Annotated in this window: 15 protein-coding genes and 1 pseudogene; 6 read left to right on the forward strand and 10 right to left on the reverse strand. The window is 49.4% G+C overall.

The window, feature by feature from the left end:
• Nucleotides 1–30: 30 nt before the first annotated feature.
• Both ribF and OGV74_RS21920 read right to left on the reverse strand, forming a co-directional pair.
• Nucleotides 31–969, reverse strand: a complete 939-nt coding sequence (ribF, locus tag OGV74_RS21915; protein ID WP_003837336.1) for a bifunctional riboflavin kinase/FAD synthetase — start codon at nucleotides 967–969, stop codon at nucleotides 31–33.
• Between the two features lie 7 nt (nucleotides 970–976).
• Nucleotides 977–1,180: pseudogene (locus OGV74_RS21920) on the reverse strand (DUF2575 domain-containing protein).
• A gap of 117 nt (nucleotides 1,181–1,297) precedes the next feature.
• On the opposite strand from OGV74_RS21920, the gene rpsT reads away from it, so the two are divergent.
• From rpsT to OGV74_RS21935, 3 genes are all read left to right on the forward strand, one after another.
• Nucleotides 1,298–1,561, forward strand: coding sequence for a 30S ribosomal protein S20 (rpsT, locus tag OGV74_RS21925; protein ID WP_003018940.1), 264 nt, complete (start codon nucleotides 1,298–1,300; stop codon nucleotides 1,559–1,561).
• A gap of 463 nt (nucleotides 1,562–2,024) precedes the next feature.
• Nucleotides 2,025–3,398, forward strand: coding sequence for an MFS transporter (locus OGV74_RS21930; protein WP_086504988.1), 1,374 nt, complete (start codon nucleotides 2,025–2,027; stop codon nucleotides 3,396–3,398).
• Nucleotides 3,399–3,438: 40 nt separating this feature from the next.
• Nucleotides 3,439–5,478 (forward strand): glycoside hydrolase family 31 protein, encoded by a 2,040-nt coding sequence (locus OGV74_RS21935; protein ID WP_286521541.1) that lies wholly within the window; start codon nucleotides 3,439–3,441, stop codon nucleotides 5,476–5,478.
• Between the two features lie 49 nt (nucleotides 5,479–5,527).
• On the opposite strand, the gene nhaR is transcribed toward OGV74_RS21935, so the two are convergent.
• The 8 genes from nhaR to dnaK all read right to left on the reverse strand — a co-directional run bounded on the left by nhaR (nucleotide 5,528) and on the right by dnaK (nucleotide 16,125).
• A complete protein-coding gene (gene nhaR / locus OGV74_RS21940) occupies nucleotides 5,528–6,427 on the reverse strand; it encodes a transcriptional activator NhaR (protein WP_003018949.1) in 900 nt (299 codons plus the stop codon).
• A gap of 38 nt (nucleotides 6,428–6,465) precedes the next feature.
• Nucleotides 6,466–7,632: a Na+/H+ antiporter NhaA gene (gene nhaA, locus OGV74_RS21945; protein ID WP_003018952.1), complete on the reverse strand. Its 1,167-nt coding sequence runs from the start codon at nucleotides 7,630–7,632 to the stop codon at nucleotides 6,466–6,468.
• Nucleotides 7,633–7,763: 131 nt separating this feature from the next.
• The gene (locus tag OGV74_RS21950; protein WP_086504875.1) at nucleotides 7,764–9,023 is read right to left on the reverse strand and encodes an IS1/IS1595 family N-terminal zinc-binding domain-containing protein; all 1,260 of its coding nucleotides are present in this window, start codon (nucleotides 9,021–9,023) and stop codon (nucleotides 7,764–7,766) included.
• A gap of 26 nt (nucleotides 9,024–9,049) precedes the next feature.
• Nucleotides 9,050–10,249 (reverse strand): anaerobic sulfatase maturase, encoded by a 1,200-nt coding sequence (locus OGV74_RS21955; RefSeq protein ID WP_071696634.1) that lies wholly within the window; start codon nucleotides 10,247–10,249, stop codon nucleotides 9,050–9,052.
• Between the two features lie 102 nt (nucleotides 10,250–10,351).
• Nucleotides 10,352–11,845 carry a sulfatase family protein gene (locus OGV74_RS21960; RefSeq protein ID WP_286521544.1) on the reverse strand — a complete coding sequence of 498 codons (1,494 nt, stop codon included), beginning with the start codon at nucleotides 11,843–11,845 and terminating at the stop codon, nucleotides 10,352–10,354.
• 74 nt (nucleotides 11,846–11,919) lie between these two features.
• Nucleotides 11,920–12,630 carry an outer membrane protein OmpK gene (locus OGV74_RS21965; RefSeq protein ID WP_286521546.1) on the reverse strand — a complete coding sequence of 237 codons (711 nt, stop codon included), beginning with the start codon at nucleotides 12,628–12,630 and terminating at the stop codon, nucleotides 11,920–11,922.
• Nucleotides 12,631–12,983: 353 nt separating this feature from the next.
• Entirely contained in the window at nucleotides 12,984–14,117 is a 1,134-nt protein-coding gene (gene dnaJ, locus OGV74_RS21970; RefSeq protein WP_086504874.1) for a molecular chaperone DnaJ, read from the reverse strand.
• An 85-nt stretch (nucleotides 14,118–14,202) separates the two neighbouring features.
• Nucleotides 14,203–16,125, reverse strand: coding sequence for a molecular chaperone DnaK (gene dnaK, locus OGV74_RS21975; RefSeq protein WP_003018959.1), 1,923 nt, complete (start codon nucleotides 16,123–16,125; stop codon nucleotides 14,203–14,205).
• 383 nt (nucleotides 16,126–16,508) lie between these two features.
• Between dnaK and OGV74_RS21980 the strand changes: the two genes are divergently transcribed.
• The 3 genes from OGV74_RS21980 to satP all read left to right on the forward strand — a co-directional run bounded on the left by OGV74_RS21980 (nucleotide 16,509) and on the right by satP (nucleotide 18,375).
• A complete protein-coding gene (locus tag OGV74_RS21980) occupies nucleotides 16,509–16,913 on the forward strand; it encodes a DUF2541 family protein (RefSeq protein ID WP_086504873.1) in 405 nt (134 codons plus the stop codon).
• Nucleotides 16,914–16,946: 33 nt separating this feature from the next.
• Nucleotides 16,947–17,660: an acidic protein MsyB gene (gene msyB / locus OGV74_RS21985; protein ID WP_286521549.1), complete on the forward strand. Its 714-nt coding sequence runs from the start codon at nucleotides 16,947–16,949 to the stop codon at nucleotides 17,658–17,660.
• Between the two features lie 148 nt (nucleotides 17,661–17,808).
• Complete coding sequence (satP, locus tag OGV74_RS21990) at nucleotides 17,809–18,375, forward strand: acetate uptake transporter (RefSeq protein WP_003018969.1); 567 nt, start codon at nucleotides 17,809–17,811, stop codon at nucleotides 18,373–18,375.
• Nucleotides 18,376–18,399: the final 24 nt, after the last annotated feature.

The raw sequence follows: 18,399 nt of genomic DNA on the forward strand, positions 1-18,399 counted from the left end.
TCGGTTCCGTATTTAAAACTCGTATAGGCATTAAGCCGGTTTTGTTAGCCCAAAAAATTCACGGGCAGTCAACTCATCACGCGCAATCTGCGCTTTTAGTTCATCCAGCGAGGCAAATCGCTGTTCGCTGCGTATTTTTTTACGCAGTACTACATCTATATGGCGACCATACAGGTCCATTACAACGTCCAATAGATGCACTTCCAACTGCTGGCGTACGCCTGCTACCGTCGGGCGGGTGCCGATGTTGGCGACGCCGGGCAACGGTTTGTCACCCAGTCCCATCACTTCAACCGCATAAACACCTTTCACCGGAGAAACCTGACGACGAAGCGGTAAGTTTGCCGTCGGAAAACCGATGGTGCGCCCTAACTCATCACCGTGAACGACGCGTCCTGAGATAGTAAAAGGATGCCCAAGCAGGCTTTCGGCCAGTTGCAGGTTATCTTCGGCCAGCGCCTGACGTACTGCGGTGCTGCTGATACGCACACCGCCTTCACAGAAGGTTTGGGTGCTGGTGATATCAAAACCATACTCAGCGCCCGCTTCCTGTAATAACAAGAAATCGCCCGCACGGCTAGCGCCAAAGCGGAAATCATCGCCAACGGCAAGAAATTGTACACCAAGGCGCTTCACCAGCAGGTCGCTGATGAAGGTCTGCGCCGTTAATGCGGCGAAACGCCTGTCAAAACGCACACACAGCACGTAGTCCACACCGCATTCGGCCAGATAACGCAGTTTTTCCCGCAGGCGGGTAAGGCGCGCAGGTGACTTGTCCGTCGCAAACAGTTCCAGCGGCTGTGGCTCGAAAATCATTACCACCACCGGTAAATTGCGTTTGCGCCCTTCTTCCCGTAAGCCTTGCAGCAACGCACGGTGGCCACGGTGCACACCGTCGAAATTACCAATAGTCAGCACACACCCATGCGGGGCCTGGCTGAGATTATGTATGCCTCGTATCAGCTTCATGTCTGGCTCAAAACAGTGAAAATCGTGAAAGTATACCCTGTACCGCGGTCAAGGTTAACCGGCGATTGTTTCTACGAAACAGAAAGAGGATGGTTTTCATTGTTATGAAACAAATTGACGCCCTTCACGGGCACACCAATGCAATTTTTCTCGTCGAAAAGCTGTATTCACGCCACGCAAGCTGGTAGAATCCTGCGCCATCACTACGCAACGAGTGCTGGAATTTAAACGGCGCTTATTTGCACAAATCCATTGACAAAAGAAGGCTAAAAGGGCATATTCCTCGGCCTTTGAATTGTCCATATAGAACACATTTGGGAGTTGGACCTTGGCTAATATCAAATCAGCTAAGAAGCGCGCCGTTCAGTCTGAAAAGGCCCGCAAGCACAACGCTAGCCGTCGCTCTATGATGCGTACTTTCATCAAGAAAGTATACGCAGCTATCGAAGCTGGCGACAAAGCTACTGCACTGAAAGCATTTAACGAAATGCAACCAATCGTGGACCGTCAGGCTGCTAAAGGTCTGATCCACAAAAACAAAGCTGCACGTCATAAAGCAAACCTGACTGCACAGATCAACAAACTGGCTTAATCGCCTGCTTGTTGACGCTTTGTGAAAAAACCCGCGCAAGCGGGTTTTTTTATGCCTGCTATCTGGCGTTTTTCTCTTCAACCACTGATGTTGTTCTCACTCGCCCACGCTCTTCCTGACCAGCCTGTTTTTTCAGCTATCCCTCCCTTAGTTAGTCGCGTCGCGTAATACTTGAAAGTTATTTTCTTTCACTGTTTTCCTTTTTTTATTTCATTATTAAAAAAACTGTGACCACCTTAGCAAATAGAAACATCGCTCATTCAAAAACGAATAAACGCAATCCTGATGTAAGATTTGATAATTGATTGCTGCGGTAGGGTCAACTACTTTCCATGTACACCTTACTCACTCATTTTAATCTGAGGTTAAATTCAGTAACGACATAAAAAATAATATTTAAAACTTGCTTGGAAAGTAAAAGTTGTTTTTCTGGGCGTATCGCACCAATATCGGAGTTATTATTATGAGTTCTGTTATTGAGGATACCCAGTCTTGCGGGTCAGCATCATTATCTTTACTACAGCGTATTAGCTACGGCTCTTTGGATGTAGCAGGTAATCTACTGTACTGTTTCGGCTCAACCTATATCTTATATTTCTACACTGACGTTGCGGGTATTAGTCTCGCCGTAGCAGGTGTCATCCTGCTGTTGGCGCGTATCGTAGATGGTATAGATGCCCCAATCTGGGGGATCATTATCGATAAAACACGTTCACGTTACGGTAAATGTCGTCCCTGGTTCTTATGGCTACCGCTGCCTTTTGGTGTATTCAGCGCGCTGTCATTTTGGTCTCCAGATATCAGCATGACAGGAAAAGCCATATATGCAGCAATATCCTACATGATTGCCAGCATTTTATTTACCGGACTCAACACACCGCTCAGCGCAATATTACCTCTAATGACTCTGTCCCCTAAGGAACGGCTGGTATTAAATTCCTGGAGAATGACCGGGGGACAAATTGGGGTTTTATTAATGAATGCCACAGCATTACCCCTGGTTGCATTTTTAGGTAACGGAAATGATCATGCCGGATTTATTTACACGGCGATTCTGTTTGCTGCAATATCCTGTTCGCTAACGCTTTTCGCCTTTAAAAATATCCGCGAAATGGATGCGGATAAAATACAGCAAGAACCAAAACTGCCGATGAAAAAAAGTTTCACGGCAATGAAAGGTAACTGGCCATGGATCCTGATGGTGCTGGCCAATCTGATCTTCTGGATTGCCCTGCAACAGCGGTCCACAACCATTGTTTATTATCTGACCTACAACCTCGATCGCAAAGACCTGGTTCCGCTGATTAACAGTCTGGCGACGATTCAGATCCTGTTCATCATCGCCATCCCTTTCTTTAGCAAATTCCTGGCTAAAACCTGGATATGGGTAGGTGGCTTGCTGATCGCCACGTTCGGCGGCGTCTTGATGTGGCTGGCGGCGGACAACATACCTTTCCTCATCGCGGCCTGGGTGCTCGGCAATATCGGTAGCGGAATCGCCTGCTCAATGCCGTTTGCCATGTTGGGCTTTGCCGTAGACTTCGGTGCCTGGAAAACGGGCATCAAGGCCACGGGCATTCTTATCGCCTTCGGCAGTACTTTCTGCATCAAGATGGGCAGTGGTCTGGGTACCGCTTTCGCCGCCTGGATCATAAACAGTTTTGGCTATGTCCCGAACCATGCCCAAAGCGCTGCGGGCCTGGAAGGCATTACCTGGGCCTTTATCTGGGCGCCAGCCCTACTCTTCGCACTCGCGGCGATCCCGCTACTTTTCTTCCGTAAGTACGAAGCAATGGAAGAGACGATTCGCCACGATCTGGAAACCATCACCCAATAACTTTCTTAATCTTTACCCTCAAAATATGGGAGGCACCACCATGCCATTTGTGCAACATGACCCGCGTCGTCTGGTCTGGCAGCAAAACGATCGCTATTTGTGGATTGAACCCTGGGGCGAGAACAGCCTGCGCGTACGCAGTGGTCGTCATCTGCCGGTAATGAGAAATGAAGACTGGGCATTGACTGAGCCAGTCGCAGAAAGCCACTGCCACATCGATTATGAACACCACCAGGCGACACTGACCAACGGCAAAATTATCGCTATCGTCAATCAAAAAGGACAAGTTACCTTTTACCGTCATCCACACAAACCCCTGTTGCAGGAGTTCTGGCGCCTGCGGGGCGAAATTGGCGAGGATGAATCTTCTCACGGCCAGTACGTCAGCGCACTCAACCTTGAGGGACGCGAATTCCGCCCTATTCAGGGTGGGAAATATTCACTTAAAGCCCGCTTCGAAGCCACCGAAGGGGAAAAAATTTACGGCATGGGCCAATATCAGCAGGCCAATCTGGATCTCAAAGGATGCGTGCTCGAACTGGCCCAGCGCAACTCTCAGGCCTCGGTGCCCTTTATGCTCTCAAGCCTGGGCTACGGATTTTTATGGAACAATCCGGCGGTCGGCCGCGTGACATTCGCCCACAACGTGACCGAGTGGGAAGCTCAAATCAGCGAGCAGTTGGACTACTGGATCACCGCTGGCGATACCCCGGCAGAAATTAGCCGGGCGTATGCGCTCGCCACGGGCACGCCGCCGATGATGCCGGATTACGCCATGGGCTTCTGGCAGTGCAAGTTACGTTATCGCACTCAGGAGGAGTTGCTCGCCGTCGCCCGCGAGTACAAACGGCGCAATCTCCCCATCTCGGTAATCGTGATCGATTTCTTCCACTGGCCAAATCAGGGGGACTGGATGTTCGACTCGCGGGACTGGCCCGATCCCGATGCCATGATCGCCGAGCTAAAATCGCTGGGTATTGAGCTAATGGTCTCCGTCTGGCCAACCGTGGATAGCCGAACCGAGAGTTATCGGGAGATGCGCGAAAACGGCTGGCTGGTGCAAACAGAGCGCGGATTGCCGATTAATATGGATTTCCTCGGCAATACCACTTTCTTTGATGCCACCCATCCCGACGCTCGCGACTACGTCTGGGGTAAAGCAAAACGCAACTATTACGATAAAGGCGTGAAGCTCTTCTGGCTTGACGAAGCCGAGCCGGAGTTCAGCGTTTACGACTACGATAATTATCGCTACCACGCCGGACCGGTGCTGGAAGTGGGCAATATCTACCCGCGAATGTACGCCAAAACCTTTTTTGACGGCATGAAAGCCGATGGCGAAGACCAGGTGATCAACCTGCTGCGCTGCGCCTGGGCCGGAAGTCAGAAATACGGCGCGCTGGTCTGGTCAGGTGATATCCACTCATCGTTTCGTTCTCTGCGCAATCAGTTTGCCGCCGGGATGAACATGGGGATTGCAGGTATCCCGTGGTGGACAACAGATATTGGCGGCTTTCATGGCGGCAATATTCACGACCCACACTTTCATGAGTTGCTGATTCGCTGGTTCCAGTGGGGCGTGTTTAGCCCAGTGATGCGCCTGCACGGCAACCGCGATCCGCAGATTTTACCAGAACATCCTTACCGTGATGGTATTGCCCAGTGTCCGACCGGTGCTGCAAACGAAGTGTGGAGCTATGGTGAAGAGGTGTGCGAAGTGTTGACTGGCTGTCTGACGTTGCGAGAAAAGTTAAGGCCGTACATCAAAGCGGTGATGGCGGAAACACACGAACGCAATGCCCCGGTTATGCGCACCCTGTTTTTTGAATTCCCAGAACAGACAAGGAGTTGGGAGATTACCGACCAGTACTGTTTTGGCCCCGATCTGCTGGTTGCGCCCGTCATGCTTGAAGGCATGCGCGAGCGTGACGTTTGGCTACCGGAAGGTGAAACATGGACGGATCTTGCAACCGGCGAGAGCTATCAGGGAGGACAAACGCTGTGCTATGACGCTCCCCTGAACAGAATTCCGGTATTTATCCGCGAAGGCGGGCAGTATCGTAATATGTTGAAACTGTAGTCAAAGTCCGGCTGCGGTTAGTACACCGCAGCCGGCAACATGAAGGCGTTTAGACCTGTGGCGACTTGAACAGTGCTGAGTAGTCCGCATTGCAAATACGCTGCACCGCCGGATGCTGGATCATCCTTTCCGCAAATATGGCGTGATACTCCTCCATCACATTCTCTACGCGTCCAATTTCAACAATAGAATCATCGGCATAGAAATTGTGTGAATACAGCGTAGGCGCAACGAAAATGGCATTATGCGTTGCGCCAAACGCTTTCATCAGCGCAGCATCATCAAACTCGCCGAGGATTTCGACATTCAATCCTTGTGAGTTGATCCAATTCAGCAGCTTACGACCGAGCATTGAACGACGTCCAGGAATCAGTAATCGACGCTCCTCAAGGCAGGCCGGGAAGGGTTTTTCAGGCAGCGGCTTGGTACACCAAAAACTCACGCTGCATTCGCCTATCCGCACCGAGAACAGCCCTTCCTGCTGTGTAGAATCGATCGGACAATCGGAGATAATCATATCCAGCTTATGCTGGCTGAGTTGATCCAACAGCATCTCGTGTGTTGACTCAAAACAACGCAGATGGATTTGTTCATCTTCAACCACAGCGGCATCCAGCACGCTACTGACCAGTTGCTTCGATAGCGCATCCGCCACGCCGACATCAAACAGTAAATTAGACTCTTTGCGGTAGTTCACGATATCCAGCATTTCCTGGCTTAAGGTGAACATCTTATCCGCATAACGAAAAACCAATTCGCCTAACTCACTGGGCTCCAGCCCACGCCCCTTGCGCTTGAACAGCTTTCCCTGCAAGCGTTCCTCAAGCGCTTTAATCTGCCCGGTAATGGTCTGCGGTGTCAGATAAAGCGCTTCTGCTGCGCCAACCACCGAACCTTCTTTATAGACATGCCAAAAGTAGTACAGGTGGTTGTAGTTTATATGAGACATACTCTCTCCCTGAAAATTGTCACGATAGGGCTATCCCGTCAGGCTGACGCGTTCAACCGGGTGCGTAACCAGCAGTAACCAATTACCGCCGACAGTAAGGAGCCAATCAGGATCCCCAGTTTCGCCCAGTTAATCAGCTCAGGATCGACGTTCCCAAACGCCAGGCTGGCGATAAAAATCGACATCGTAAAGCCAATGCCGCACAGAATGCCGACCGCCATAATCTGCTGGAAATTCGTTCCCTCTGGCAATTGCGCCACCTTGAGGCGTAACGCCAGCCAGCAAAACAGACTGATACCCAACGGTTTACCGATCAACAAACCAGCAATGATCCCCAGCGGTAATACCGAGGTCAGTCCATCAATAGTGACGCCCTGCAGTGAAACGCCCGCGTTGGCGAAGGCAAACAGTGGCAGGATCAGGTATGCCACCCATGGATGCAGAACATGCTCCAGTCGCTTCGCCGGTGAACGCCCGTGTTTTTCCTTCAACGGAATAAAGAAACCGACGATCACACCCGCCAAAGTTGCATGCACGCCCGACTTCAGTACGGCAGTCCACAGCACCACGCCAACCAGAATATAAATCCCGGTACGTCTCACTCCGCACAGATTCAATGCCGCCAGAACGAGGATCGCGCACGCGGCAACCCCCAGCGACAACAGCGAGAGATCGCTGGTATAGAACAGCGCGATAATTACGATAGCACCGAGGTCATCGATAATCGCCAGCGCCATCAGGAATATTTTCAACGCCAGCGGTACACGGCTGCCCAACAGCGCCAGCACGCCTAATGCAAAAGCGATATCCGTTGCCGCCGGGATCGCCCACCCTTCACGGGTGATGGGATCGGCATAGTTGAATGCCAGGTACAGCAGCGCCGGGACAATCATGCCCCCGATAGCGGCAATGATCGGAAACGCTGCCTGACGCAGGCTGGCCAGCGAGCCTTGCATCAACTCGCGCTTCACCTCCAGACCAATCAACAGGAAGAACACCGCCATCAACGCGTCGTTGATCCACAGCAGCATATTTTTGTTGATCTCAAGCGCGCCAACCCGCAGTTGAACGGGCGTTTCCAAAAAGGCGTGGTACCATCCACTGGTTACCCCGATGTTTGCCATCAGCATAGCGACCACGGCAGCGATGATCAGAATGATGCCCCCCGAGGCGTCACTACTAAAAAAACGATGCAGATGTTTCACTTTTATTCTCTCTATTGGGTGAATACTTCGTAAATACTATCTTACACCCTCAAAAAGCTCGTTAAAATTAGATTATTCATGATGAATAGATCGTTTTTCTCGAGCTTTATAATAAGAGAATGCTGTATCAGTTAACCTTCACTTGGGTGATGTCGCGCATTAAACGCGTATCTGAGATGGTCCAGCGTTGCCGTCACATTTGCCGGAGACATACAGTTGAGGTGTGCCAGAAAAGGATGTGTATCGATAAAATGGATAAAACGGGTCGCACTCGCAAGCGTGGCGCTGCGCTGCATACTCGTTTTCCGGTTCTCCGTTAAGTTACATACCGCCAGCGCGTAGTCACGCGTGGAGAATGTTCGCCAAACGTTATTACGGATGCCGCCTCCCAGGAACAGCCTTGGCGGAATATCTTTTTGCGGTGCTGATTCTCCGCGTTCTCTCACAAAAGCAATATGACAACGCCCTTGCTGAACATGCTGTATATTCGCCATCATGCATCCTCCCAGGATAAAACATTCCTGATCGAGGTAATGCTGAATGTTGAGAGAGCGTTCATCCGTAAGCATTTTAACCAACTCGAAATGGCGATAAGCGGGTAAAACGGGTTTAACTAACATCCCCGGATCATTTTTGTGCAATATTGCGGGGCCGTAATCCACATCAAAAAGCATCTCCCGCCGCATCGTTATCACTTCTTTACGTTGCACAATATGCGCCAACGTACCGGGAGGCAGGCGTTCTTCATAGTCAGAATGATACTGATACTCAGCTTCTACGGGATGAGCTGAGTAATTTGTGGTCACGGCAACAATTCGACCGGTATTTTCTTCTGCAGTGACCAACACATACAGGAAACTATCACCGCCGTTAAATTTGATCCGAAAAGCGCGCGTGCTCATAGTGATATCGAACGTAGGAAAAATAAATTCGCGTTCTACCAGATTTGCACTGCGAGAGAGTTTCCGTAACTCCCGGCTTAACCCGGTGCTATCCAGCGCAAGCGTGGTGCGAATATCCGCCAGTGTCGCGCCTTCCTGAATCAGCGTGGCGAGATAACCCTGACGTGCATCTGTTTTCTGCCTGACAGGAGATATAAATGTTTTATGACAGCGCTGACAGTAAATACGCGGTTCTCCTTGCGCGGAAAAACCGTACTTTTTAAGTGAAATCCCCCCGCAATAGGGGCAGGATTTAATCAACCCTTTCCATGCCTGATTGACCGACTGACGAAAGCGGTTGAGTGACCGTTCCGAAATAATGGGGAAGAGAAAACCGCAGGCCCGGCAGAGTATATTTCTCCCCTGATGTTGGTAATCCGGGCTGTTCAACACGCCCACATTTTTGCAACCAGGCGTTTTGCAGCTATCGACATTAACCCAAGAAAACATATTCACTCCCTGCGAATACGATACGTTCAAGCAAATACTGATTTTATTTCTACAGGTGAAAAACCATTTTCATAGAGTGTTCTCATGGCGCTCATCGTCATTGCAGTATGAGAGAAAAACGCCTTATAACCCGCACACAAATAGTTGTGATTTCTTTTACCTGACGTTGACGGCAAGAAGCGGTGCTTAGGGCAGCCGCCATAACAGGCGAACTGCCATTGGCAGGAGTAACATTCTTGTGCCATTGTGCGATTTTTATCTTCGCCAAACTGCCGGTTTTGTTCGCTATTGTTCATCGCGCGCAGCGTCGAATCTTGAATATTCCCCAACTTGTTCTGCGGATAGACAAAATGATCGCAATTATACACATCGCCATTCATTTCCATGGCAAATGCGCTACCGCAGGTTGATGCAAACACGCATACCTGCGGCGGTAAACCACACCACGCGGCAAGCGTCTGCTCAAACATCTGTATGCCGATATCGCCAATATCGTTACGGATCCAGACATCAAAAATAGCGTTGAGAAAATGACCAAATTGCAGTGAATCAACCGACCACGGCATCATTCTCGTTTGTCCGTCTTCAGGATGCGTCAGACCAATACCGTCTCCTTCAGCGCTTCTTTCGACAAGCGGAATAAATTGCATATAACGACTGCCGATGCTTTTCAGATAGTCATAGACTTGCAATGGGTGATGCATATTCGTGTGATTCACTACCGTCAGCGTATTAAATTCCACACCGTGGCGTACCAGGCATTTAACGGCCCGTTCAACTCTCTCATGCGTTGGTTTACCCGAACGAGTAACCCGCCATTCATCATGTAACGCGGCATCACCATCAATAGAAACGCCCACCAGGAAGGCGTGTTGCTTAAAAAAAATAGCCCATTCGTTATCAATCAAAATACCGTTGGTCTGGAACGTATTGATTATTGTCTTTTCACCCGCATATATCTGCTGAAGTTCGACCGCCCGTCGAAAAAATGGCAGCCCCATCAACGTTGGCTCCCCTCCTTGCCAGGCAAAAATCACCTCATCCACATCCTGCGCGGCGATATGCTGTTTGATAAACAATTCAAGCGTATCTTCAGACATCCTGTAATTGGCTTTTCTCTGCGGATAGAGCTTCTCTTTCTCCAGGTAAAAACAGTATTTACAATCCAGATTGCATACCGAACCCGTCGGTTTAATCATGACTTGACAACTTTTCCTGCTCATCATCATTCAAGCCTATAAATAAAAGAACCTGGCTCAGAGCTAAAACGCTGAGCCAGGCGGGCAGAGCCCTAAGTGGCATACATGGTATTTCTTATAATTATTCGATTAGCCCCAGGTGACCGACGTAGGCTTATCACCGCGTGCTTTCATTAACGAGTCGTTATCAATATCCTGTTTATATTTCAGGAATTTACCGTAGAGTTGTTTCTCAATATCAGGCTGTTTGCCGATCTGGTTCAGTGTCTCGAAACGATCTTTTTTCAGGTTATAGAGGTACTTGGGTTTATTCTCACGATCGATGATCATTTTCCAGTCGCCATCACGAATAGCCCATTCATCAGTAGGGTCATCCTGGAATGGCATATCGATACCGAAAATCAGCGGTTTTTCACGTTTTAAGGTTTTCTGTTCCAGCAATGGAATCAAAGACTGCCCATCATAGGTGCGATCGGTAGGGAGCTTGAAGTTCATCATGTTTGCCAGCGTCGGCAACCAGTCGAGGCCATAGACAGGCGTATCTGTCACCATTCCCTGCGGAATATGCTTACCATATTTGATAATTGCCGGAACGCGGATCCCGCCCTCCCACAGATTATCTTTACGGCCGCGAAGACCATCCGTTTCACCCGCCAGGTTTAACTCATACACTTTACGCGCTTCACGAGTGACAGGTCCGTTATCACTAGTAAAGATAACAATGGTGTTATCTTCTTCACCCATTGCCTTTATCTTATCCATTACTTTACCAACCTGAGCATCCATATAACTGATGTTGGCGTAATACTCACCTGTGCCACGCCAAGGTTTATCAGCCCAATCACCGTAGAACAGATCCGGATGCTGTTTCTGGTAGGCACTCATGTATTGCGAATACATATCGAGGTACTTTTTCGGTGAGGCCAGCGGGCTATGGACCTCGGTAAATGCAACGTATAAGAAGAACGGTTTATCGTCTTTCTTGTTATCCAGCCAGTTAACAACCTCTGAACTAACCAGTTCACCGCTAAATGTTTCTGCTCTGCCAATCGGTTTGCCATTACGCACGAATCCGGTCGGATGCACGGTGCCATAGCGTGGGCGCTCTTTCGCGTTATCTAAAGTGGAATCGGTCACAAATCCGGCTGTATTCACCAGGCCATAGTCAAACCCCATATCCTTAGCTTGCGGTTGGTCTGTTCGATCACCGCCGGCATTGAGGTGTAATTTACCCATCATCGCCGTGTCGTAGCCTTGCGCTTTCAGCAGATTAGCAATCGTCAGCTCATTACGGCCCAATACCACATCTTTCCCTTCCGGGATCCAGGAACGGATCCCCGTGCGGAACGGCATACGTCCAGTCAATAACCCAGCACGAGAAGGGGAGCACAGCGGAGCTGGCGCATAGTAATCCGTAAATCTCACACCATCCTGAGCCAATTTATCGATATTCGGTGTTTTAACGATTTGATGACCATAAACCGCCAGATCGCCATAACCCAAATCATCCGCAAGAATGATGACTAAATTAGGGCGTTTATCCGCAGCAGCCTGCGCGGTTTGTAATGTGCTCCCGGCGCACAGTGCCAGCCCAATCATGCTGGCAATGACTGTTCTTTTCATTTCAGTTCCTTTAATTTTAATTAAAATGAATATCCGACCATATAAATCATCTGATCCCCATATCCGTCATAACCTCATTTGTTCTCAAAATAACGATACGTTACAGATGCCTTCCATCGTGGATAAAACTTCCATGCCAGCGTTAATCCTCCATTTAAACCATTTCGACCGAATTGCTGCTCCGTGTAAGCATCATTTCTATCAATCTCGACTTCATTCCAGTCTGATAAAACAAAGCTTTCACCAAATAAAGAGAAGTTATAAACAGCAGTCCAACCAATAACATATCCATTCCATCCACTGGTCTGTCCATATTTCGGTGATACATAGTCACCTGATTGGTTATGCAAGCCGATATAAGGTTTAAAGAAACCCCAATCTCCACTCCACCCCAGATAACCGAGTCCATAAAACATATCCAGATCGTCACCCCATGAGTTGTCCCATTGACCGTATATCTTGCCAAAGAAGGTATAGTTAGAATCAAAAAGACGCACATGGGTCATAGCAGAGACGGTATGGTTACGGCCCGCCACTGCATGGTTTAATACGTTGCTTTCAATAAAAGAATAGAATTCAGCCTCTCTAAAATTGACGCCAAAATCAGCCGTTGCTTTCCAAACTTCACCGCGGTGCACATTCACAAAACCGCTATTCCAGTCTGCATAACCAGCGTTAATTGACCCAAAAGAGTTTTTATATTCCAGAGCCTGTACATTTTGGCTAAAAAGAGCTGGAGTGGCGAATACAAGACTAGCCAGTAGTATTTCCTTTATCCGAGGCATTGAATTTATTCCCCATAATTATATTTTTTTCATCAATGAATGAAGGTTCGCTGCGGTGATAAATATTAAACAAATGTAATTACAAGATAGTGATGTAAATCTCACATCAGAATAGATAATGACTGCTTAAAATAATGTGTCAAATAATGTTGCTGTAGATATGATAAGTTCATATTTGTTAGTAAGCGCATCAATATCTTCTAACTAAACCACCCCTAATATATTTACCTGACATGTTAGAAAACTCACATTCAAGACCATCCAACTCACTTTTATCCTTGACAATAAAAAACCGGTATTCCCTTAAAAGGGAATACCGGTTTTTTCAAACGAGAAAGTTTTTTGGCTTGTCGTTAGCGAGTCAGATCGTCAAAGAACTTCTTCACACCGTCGAAGAAGCTTTTGGAACGCGGGCTGTTGTTTTCGCCGGTAGGACCGCCGAAGCTTTCCTGCAGATCTTTCAGCAACTGCTTCTGCTTGTCGTTCAAACCAACCGGGGTTTCCACTACCACGCGGCACAGCAGGTCTCCCTGGGCGCCACCGCGTACAGACTTGACGCCCTTTCCACGCATGCGGAAAAGTTTGCCAGTTTGCGTTTCGCCCGGAATTTTTAGCTTCACGCGACCATCCAGCGTCGGGACTTCAATCTCGCCGCCCAGAGCAGCCATCGCAAAGTTAATCGGCACTTCGCAGTAGAGGTTATTGCCTTCACGTTCGAAAATTGGGTGTTGTTTTACCTGCACCTGAACGTACAAATCACCTGCTGGCGCGCCATGCTCACCGGCTTCGCCTTCACCAGACAAACGGATACGGTCGCCGGTATCAACGCCTGCCGGGATTTTAACGGACAGCGTTTTGCTTTTCTCAACGCGACCATGGCCATGACATTTGTTACACGGATCTTTGATCAGCGTACCGCGGCCCTGACAGTGTGGACAGGTCTGCTGTACGGCAAAAAAGCCCTGACGCATCTGCACCTGGCCGGAACCGTGACAGGTTGGACAGGTTTGCGGCTGAGTACCTGCCTTCGCACCGCTACCGTGGCAAACGTCACACTCTTCCAGCGTCGGAATACGGATCTCTTTGGTGACGCCACGCACGGCTTCTTCCAGAGTGAGATCCATGTTGTAACGTAAATCAGCACCACGTGAGGCGCGCTGACGACCACGACCGCCGCCAAAGATATCGCCAAACACGTCACCAAAGATATCGCTGAAATCAGCCCCGCCGCCAAAACCGCCGCCGCCGCCCATGCCGCCTTGCTCAAACGCAGCATGACCGTACTGATCGTAGGCCGCACGTTTTTGCGCATCGGTCAGGATCTCGTACGCTTCTTTGATCTCTTTAAACTTGGCTTCGGCCTCTTTATCACCCTGGTTGCGGTCCGGGTGAAATTTCATGGCCAGGCGCTTGTAGGCCTTTTTGATTTCACGCTCTTCCGCTGATTTGGAAACGCCTAAAATCTCGTAATAGTCTTGCTTAGCCATCTCTTTTTATCTGCCCCTAACATGCGTGCACGGGCGGAGAGGAAACCTCTTCGCCCGTGCCAGTAATTACCCGTTCAAAGGGCGATTATTTTTTGTCTTTCACTTCTTCAAACTCGGCGTCGACAACGTCGTCATCTTTCGCATTATTTGCAGAAGCATCAGCGCCTGCTGCACCAGCCTGTTGCTGTGCGTGCTGCTGCTGAGCGATTTCCATCAGTTTCTGGGAAACCTGTGCCAGCGCCTGCATTTTCGCTTCGATATCCGCTTTATCTTCACCTTTCAGAGAAGTTTCCAGCGCGGTCAGTGCAGACTCGATGGCAGTTTTGTCGTCAGCCGGCAGTTTGTCGCCTGCTTCTTCAACCTGCTTGCGAGTGCTGTGCAGCAGATGGTCACCCTGGTTACGGGTCTGAACCAGCTCTTCAAACTTACGGTCAGATTCTGCGTTCGCTTCTGCTTCGCGAACCATTTTCTGAATTTCCTCTTCGTTCAGACCAGAAGAAGCCTTGATGGTGATCTTCTGCTCTTTACCGCTGTTTTTGTCTTTCGCGGAAACGTGCAGGATACCGTCGGCATCGATGTCAAAAGTAACTTCGATCTGCGGCATACCGCGCGGAGCCGGGCTGATGCCATCCAGGTTAAACTGACCCAGATCCTTGTTATCAGCAGCGCGTTTACGCTCACCCTGCAGCACGTGGATGGTTACCGCAGACTGGTTGTCTTCAGCGGTAGAGAACACCTGGCTGTGCTTGGTCGGGATAGTGGTGTTTTTCGCGATCAGCGGAGTCATTACGCCACCCATGGTTTCGATACCCAGAGACAGCGGGGTTACGTCCAGCAGCAGCACGTCTTTAACATCACCGGTCAATACACCACCCTGAACAGCAGCACCGATTGCTACGGCTTCGTCCGGGTTAACGTCTTTACGCGGTTCTTTACCGAAGAACTCAGCGACTTTCTTCTGCACCATCGGCATACGCGTCTGACCACCAACGAGGATAACGTCGTTGATATCAGATACGGACAGGCCAGCATCCTGCAGAGCAACTTTCAGCGGCTCGATAGAACGGTTAACCAGGTCTTCAACCAGGCTTTCCAGTTTCGCACGGGTCACTTTGATGTTCATGTGTTTCGGACCGGTCGCGTCTGCAGTGATGTACGGCAGGTTCACGTCGGTCTGCTGAGCGGAAGACAGCTCGATCTTCGCTTTCTCAGCGGCTTCTTTCAGACGCTGCATCGCCAGCGGGTCATTACGCAGGTCGATACCCTGATCTTTCTTAAACTCGTCAACCAGGTAGTTGATCATACGGCTGTCGAAGTCTTCACCACCCAGGTGGGTATCACCGTTGGTTGCCAGAACTTCGAAGGTTTTTTCGCCGTCAACTTCGTCGATTTCGATAATAGAGATATCGAAAGTACCACCACCGAGGTCATATACCGCGATAGTACGGTTGCCAACTTCTTTATCCAGACCGTAAGCCAGCGCAGCTGCGGTTGGTTCGTTGATGATACGTTTTACTTCCAGACCTGCGATACGACCGGCGTCTTTAGTTGCCTGACGCTGAGCATCGTTAAAGTATGCAGGTACGGTGATAACTGCTTCAGTTACCGGCTCACCCAGGTAATCTTCAGCCGTTTTCTTCATTTTTTTCAGCACTTCAGCAGAAATCTGCGGCGGTGCCAGTTTCTGACCTTTTACGTCAATCCATGCATCACCGTTGTCAGCACCGATGATTTTGTACGGCATGATGGCTTCATCACGCTGTACTTCTTCGTCCTGGAAGCGGCGGCCAATCAGGCGTTTAATCGCAAACAGGGTGTTTTGCGGGTTTGTCACTGCCTGACGTTTAGCCGGCTGACCAACCAGAGTTTCACCATCCTGGGTATAAGCAATGATAGAAGGCGTGGTGCGATCGCCCTCGGCGTTCTCCAGCACACGTGCAGTAGTGCCATCCATAATCGCTACACAAGAGTTGGTAGTACCCAGGTCGATACCAATAATTTTACCCATCTAAACGTCTCCACTAAAAATTCGGTCATCATGTGGTTGTGAATCTGTAATAAGGGCGAAACGTGCGGTTTCAACTACCCTGAATCGTTTTTTTTCAGACTCACCACTGCGGTTGCTTACAAGATGGGGTCGTAACCCACGTCATCAAGGGGGGCATGAAAATTTTTTTTAGCCTTGTGGCAATAAAATCGCAGAAAAAAGGCTAAAAGATTAAAAAACGAATAGTCTCAAATCAAAATTAATTCATAAAACAGATAAATTCAACACAGCCATTCACATAAAAATTGTAATAAAAAGAAAAGATTACAAGCATGAATCATGATTCTGACAGCGGTAAGATGGTCTGAAACGACACACTTTTACAGCCGTCAAAGAGAAATTCCATGAAATCCGTATTAATCCTTTCCGCCAGCCTGCTTATGGGCCTGCTGCTGAGCAGCGCCGCACACGCTAACGATCATAAAGTCCTCGGCGTGATCGCCATGCCTCGTAATGAAACCAACGATCTGACGCTGAAACTTCCCGTTTGCCGCGTGGTGAAACGCATTCAACTTACGGCCGACCATGGTGATTTACAGCTCAGTGGTGCATCGGTTTATTTCAAAGCTGCCCGCATGTCCAGCCAGAGTCTGAACGTGCCTTCCTCCATCAAAGAAGGGCAAACGACCAATTGGATCAACATCAATAGCGACAACGACAATAAGCGCTGCGTGAAAAAAATTACCTTCTCCGGCCATACGGTGAACTCTTCTGATATGGCGACGCTGAAAATCATCGGCGACGACTAATTCCCCATACTTTTATTCAAAAGCCATAGAAACATGAATGTCACCTATTTGAATGACGACGATCTCGATTTTCTTCAGCATTGCAGCGAGGAGCAGCTCGCCAATATTACCCGCCTGCTTACACATAATGAAAAGGGGAAAGCCCGTCTGTCGAGCGTTCTCAACCACAACGATTTATTTAAATCGATGGAAGGACATCCGGAACAGCACCGTCGCAACTGGCAACTGATTGCTGGCGAACTGCAGCATTATGGGGGCGACAGCATTGCCAATAAACTCCGTGGACATGGAAAACTGTATCGGGCGATTTTGCTGGACGTTTCGAAGCGTCTGAAGATTAAAGCTGATAAAGAGATGTCCACGTTCGAAATTGAACAGTCTCTGCTGGAGCACTTTTTACGCAACGCCTGGCAAAAAATGGATGCCGAACAAAAGCAGGAATTTCTGCAGGCTGTCGATGCAAAAGTTTCTGAACTGGAAGAACTGCTACCGTTATTATTGAAGGATCGTCACCTGGCAAAAGGCGTCTCTCACCTGCTCTCCGGCCAGTTAACCAAAATTCTGCGAACCCACGCCGCCGTCAGCGTAATAGGGCACGGATTACTGCGCGGAGCCGGACTTGGCGGCCCGGTAGGTGCGGCTTTAAACGGGGTTAAAGCGGTGAGCGGCAGCGCTTATCGGGTGACGATCCCGGCTGTACTCCACATTGCCTGCCTGCGCAGAATGCTCAACCACACACAAGCGTGATGCCCATCACAGGGAAAATAATTCGTTTTCCCTTCGTTAGATCATAGACAGTGCCCTCTCCCCTGATTATTATGCCGCGCCCCGAAGACAGCGATCGTTATTCGGGGAAACTATTTCACCATTCAATCAATGATGATTTTGAGGAATTATGGGCAACACTAAGTTGGCTAATCCGGCACCGCTGGGCCTGATGGGCTTTGGCATGACCACCATTCTGCTTAACCTGCATAACGCGGGTTTCTTCGCTTTAGACGTTATTATTCTGGCGATGGGCATTTTCTACGGCGGTATCGCGCAAATTTTTGCCGGTCTTCTGGAATATAAAAAAGGCAACACCTTCGGTTTAACCGCCTTTACCTCCTACGGTTCGTTCTGGCTGACGCTGGTTGCGATTCTGCTGATGCCGAAAATGGGCCTCGCGGATGCAACCAATGGTCAGTTCCTGGGCGCTTACCTGGGTCTGTGGGGCGTGTTCACTCTGTTCATGTTCTTCGGTACGCTGAAAGCCGCGCGCATGCTGCAGTTCGTGTTCCTGAGCCTGACAGTGCTGTTCGCCCTGCTGGCCGTTGGCAACATTGCAGGTAACGAAGCAATCATTCACGTAGCGGGTTGGGTTGGCTTAGTGTGTGGTGCAAGCGCCATTTACCTGGCGATGGGTGAAGTGCTGAACGAACAGTTTGGCCGTACCATCCTGCCGATTGGTGAAGCGCACTAATCTGACAATATCCCCCCTGAAGGG

This window comes from Citrobacter sp. Cf116 (genome assembly GCF_030336505.1).
GTDB lineage: Bacteria > Pseudomonadota > Gammaproteobacteria > Enterobacterales > Enterobacteriaceae > Citrobacter > Citrobacter freundii.

Coding starts and splice junctions, on each gene's coding strand:
- ribF (WP_003837336.1), bottom strand. CDS start 969: ATGAAGCTGATACGAGGCATACATAATCTCAGCCAGGCCCCGCATGGG.
- OGV74_RS21930 (WP_086504988.1), top strand. CDS start 2,025: ATGAGTTCTGTTATTGAGGATACCCAGTCTTGCGGGTCAGCATCATTA.
- OGV74_RS21935 (WP_286521541.1), top strand. CDS start 3,439: ATGCCATTTGTGCAACATGACCCGCGTCGTCTGGTCTGGCAGCAAAAC.
- nhaR (WP_003018949.1), bottom strand. CDS start 6,427: ATGTCTCATATAAACTACAACCACCTGTACTACTTTTGGCATGTCTAT.
- OGV74_RS21950 (WP_086504875.1), bottom strand. CDS start 9,023: ATGTTTTCTTGGGTTAATGTCGATAGCTGCAAAACGCCTGGTTGCAAA.
- OGV74_RS21955 (WP_071696634.1), bottom strand. CDS start 10,249: ATGATGAGCAGGAAAAGTTGTCAAGTCATGATTAAACCGACGGGTTCG.
- OGV74_RS21960 (WP_286521544.1), bottom strand. CDS start 11,845: ATGAAAAGAACAGTCATTGCCAGCATGATTGGGCTGGCACTGTGCGCC.
- OGV74_RS21965 (WP_286521546.1), bottom strand. CDS start 12,630: ATGCCTCGGATAAAGGAAATACTACTGGCTAGTCTTGTATTCGCCACT.
- dnaJ (WP_086504874.1), bottom strand. CDS start 14,117: ATGGCTAAGCAAGACTATTACGAGATTTTAGGCGTTTCCAAATCAGCG.
- dnaK (WP_003018959.1), bottom strand. CDS start 16,125: ATGGGTAAAATTATTGGTATCGACCTGGGTACTACCAACTCTTGTGTA.
- OGV74_RS21980 (WP_086504873.1), top strand. CDS start 16,509: ATGAAATCCGTATTAATCCTTTCCGCCAGCCTGCTTATGGGCCTGCTG.
- msyB (WP_286521549.1), top strand. CDS start 16,947: ATGAATGTCACCTATTTGAATGACGACGATCTCGATTTTCTTCAGCAT.
- satP (WP_003018969.1), top strand. CDS start 17,809: ATGGGCAACACTAAGTTGGCTAATCCGGCACCGCTGGGCCTGATGGGC.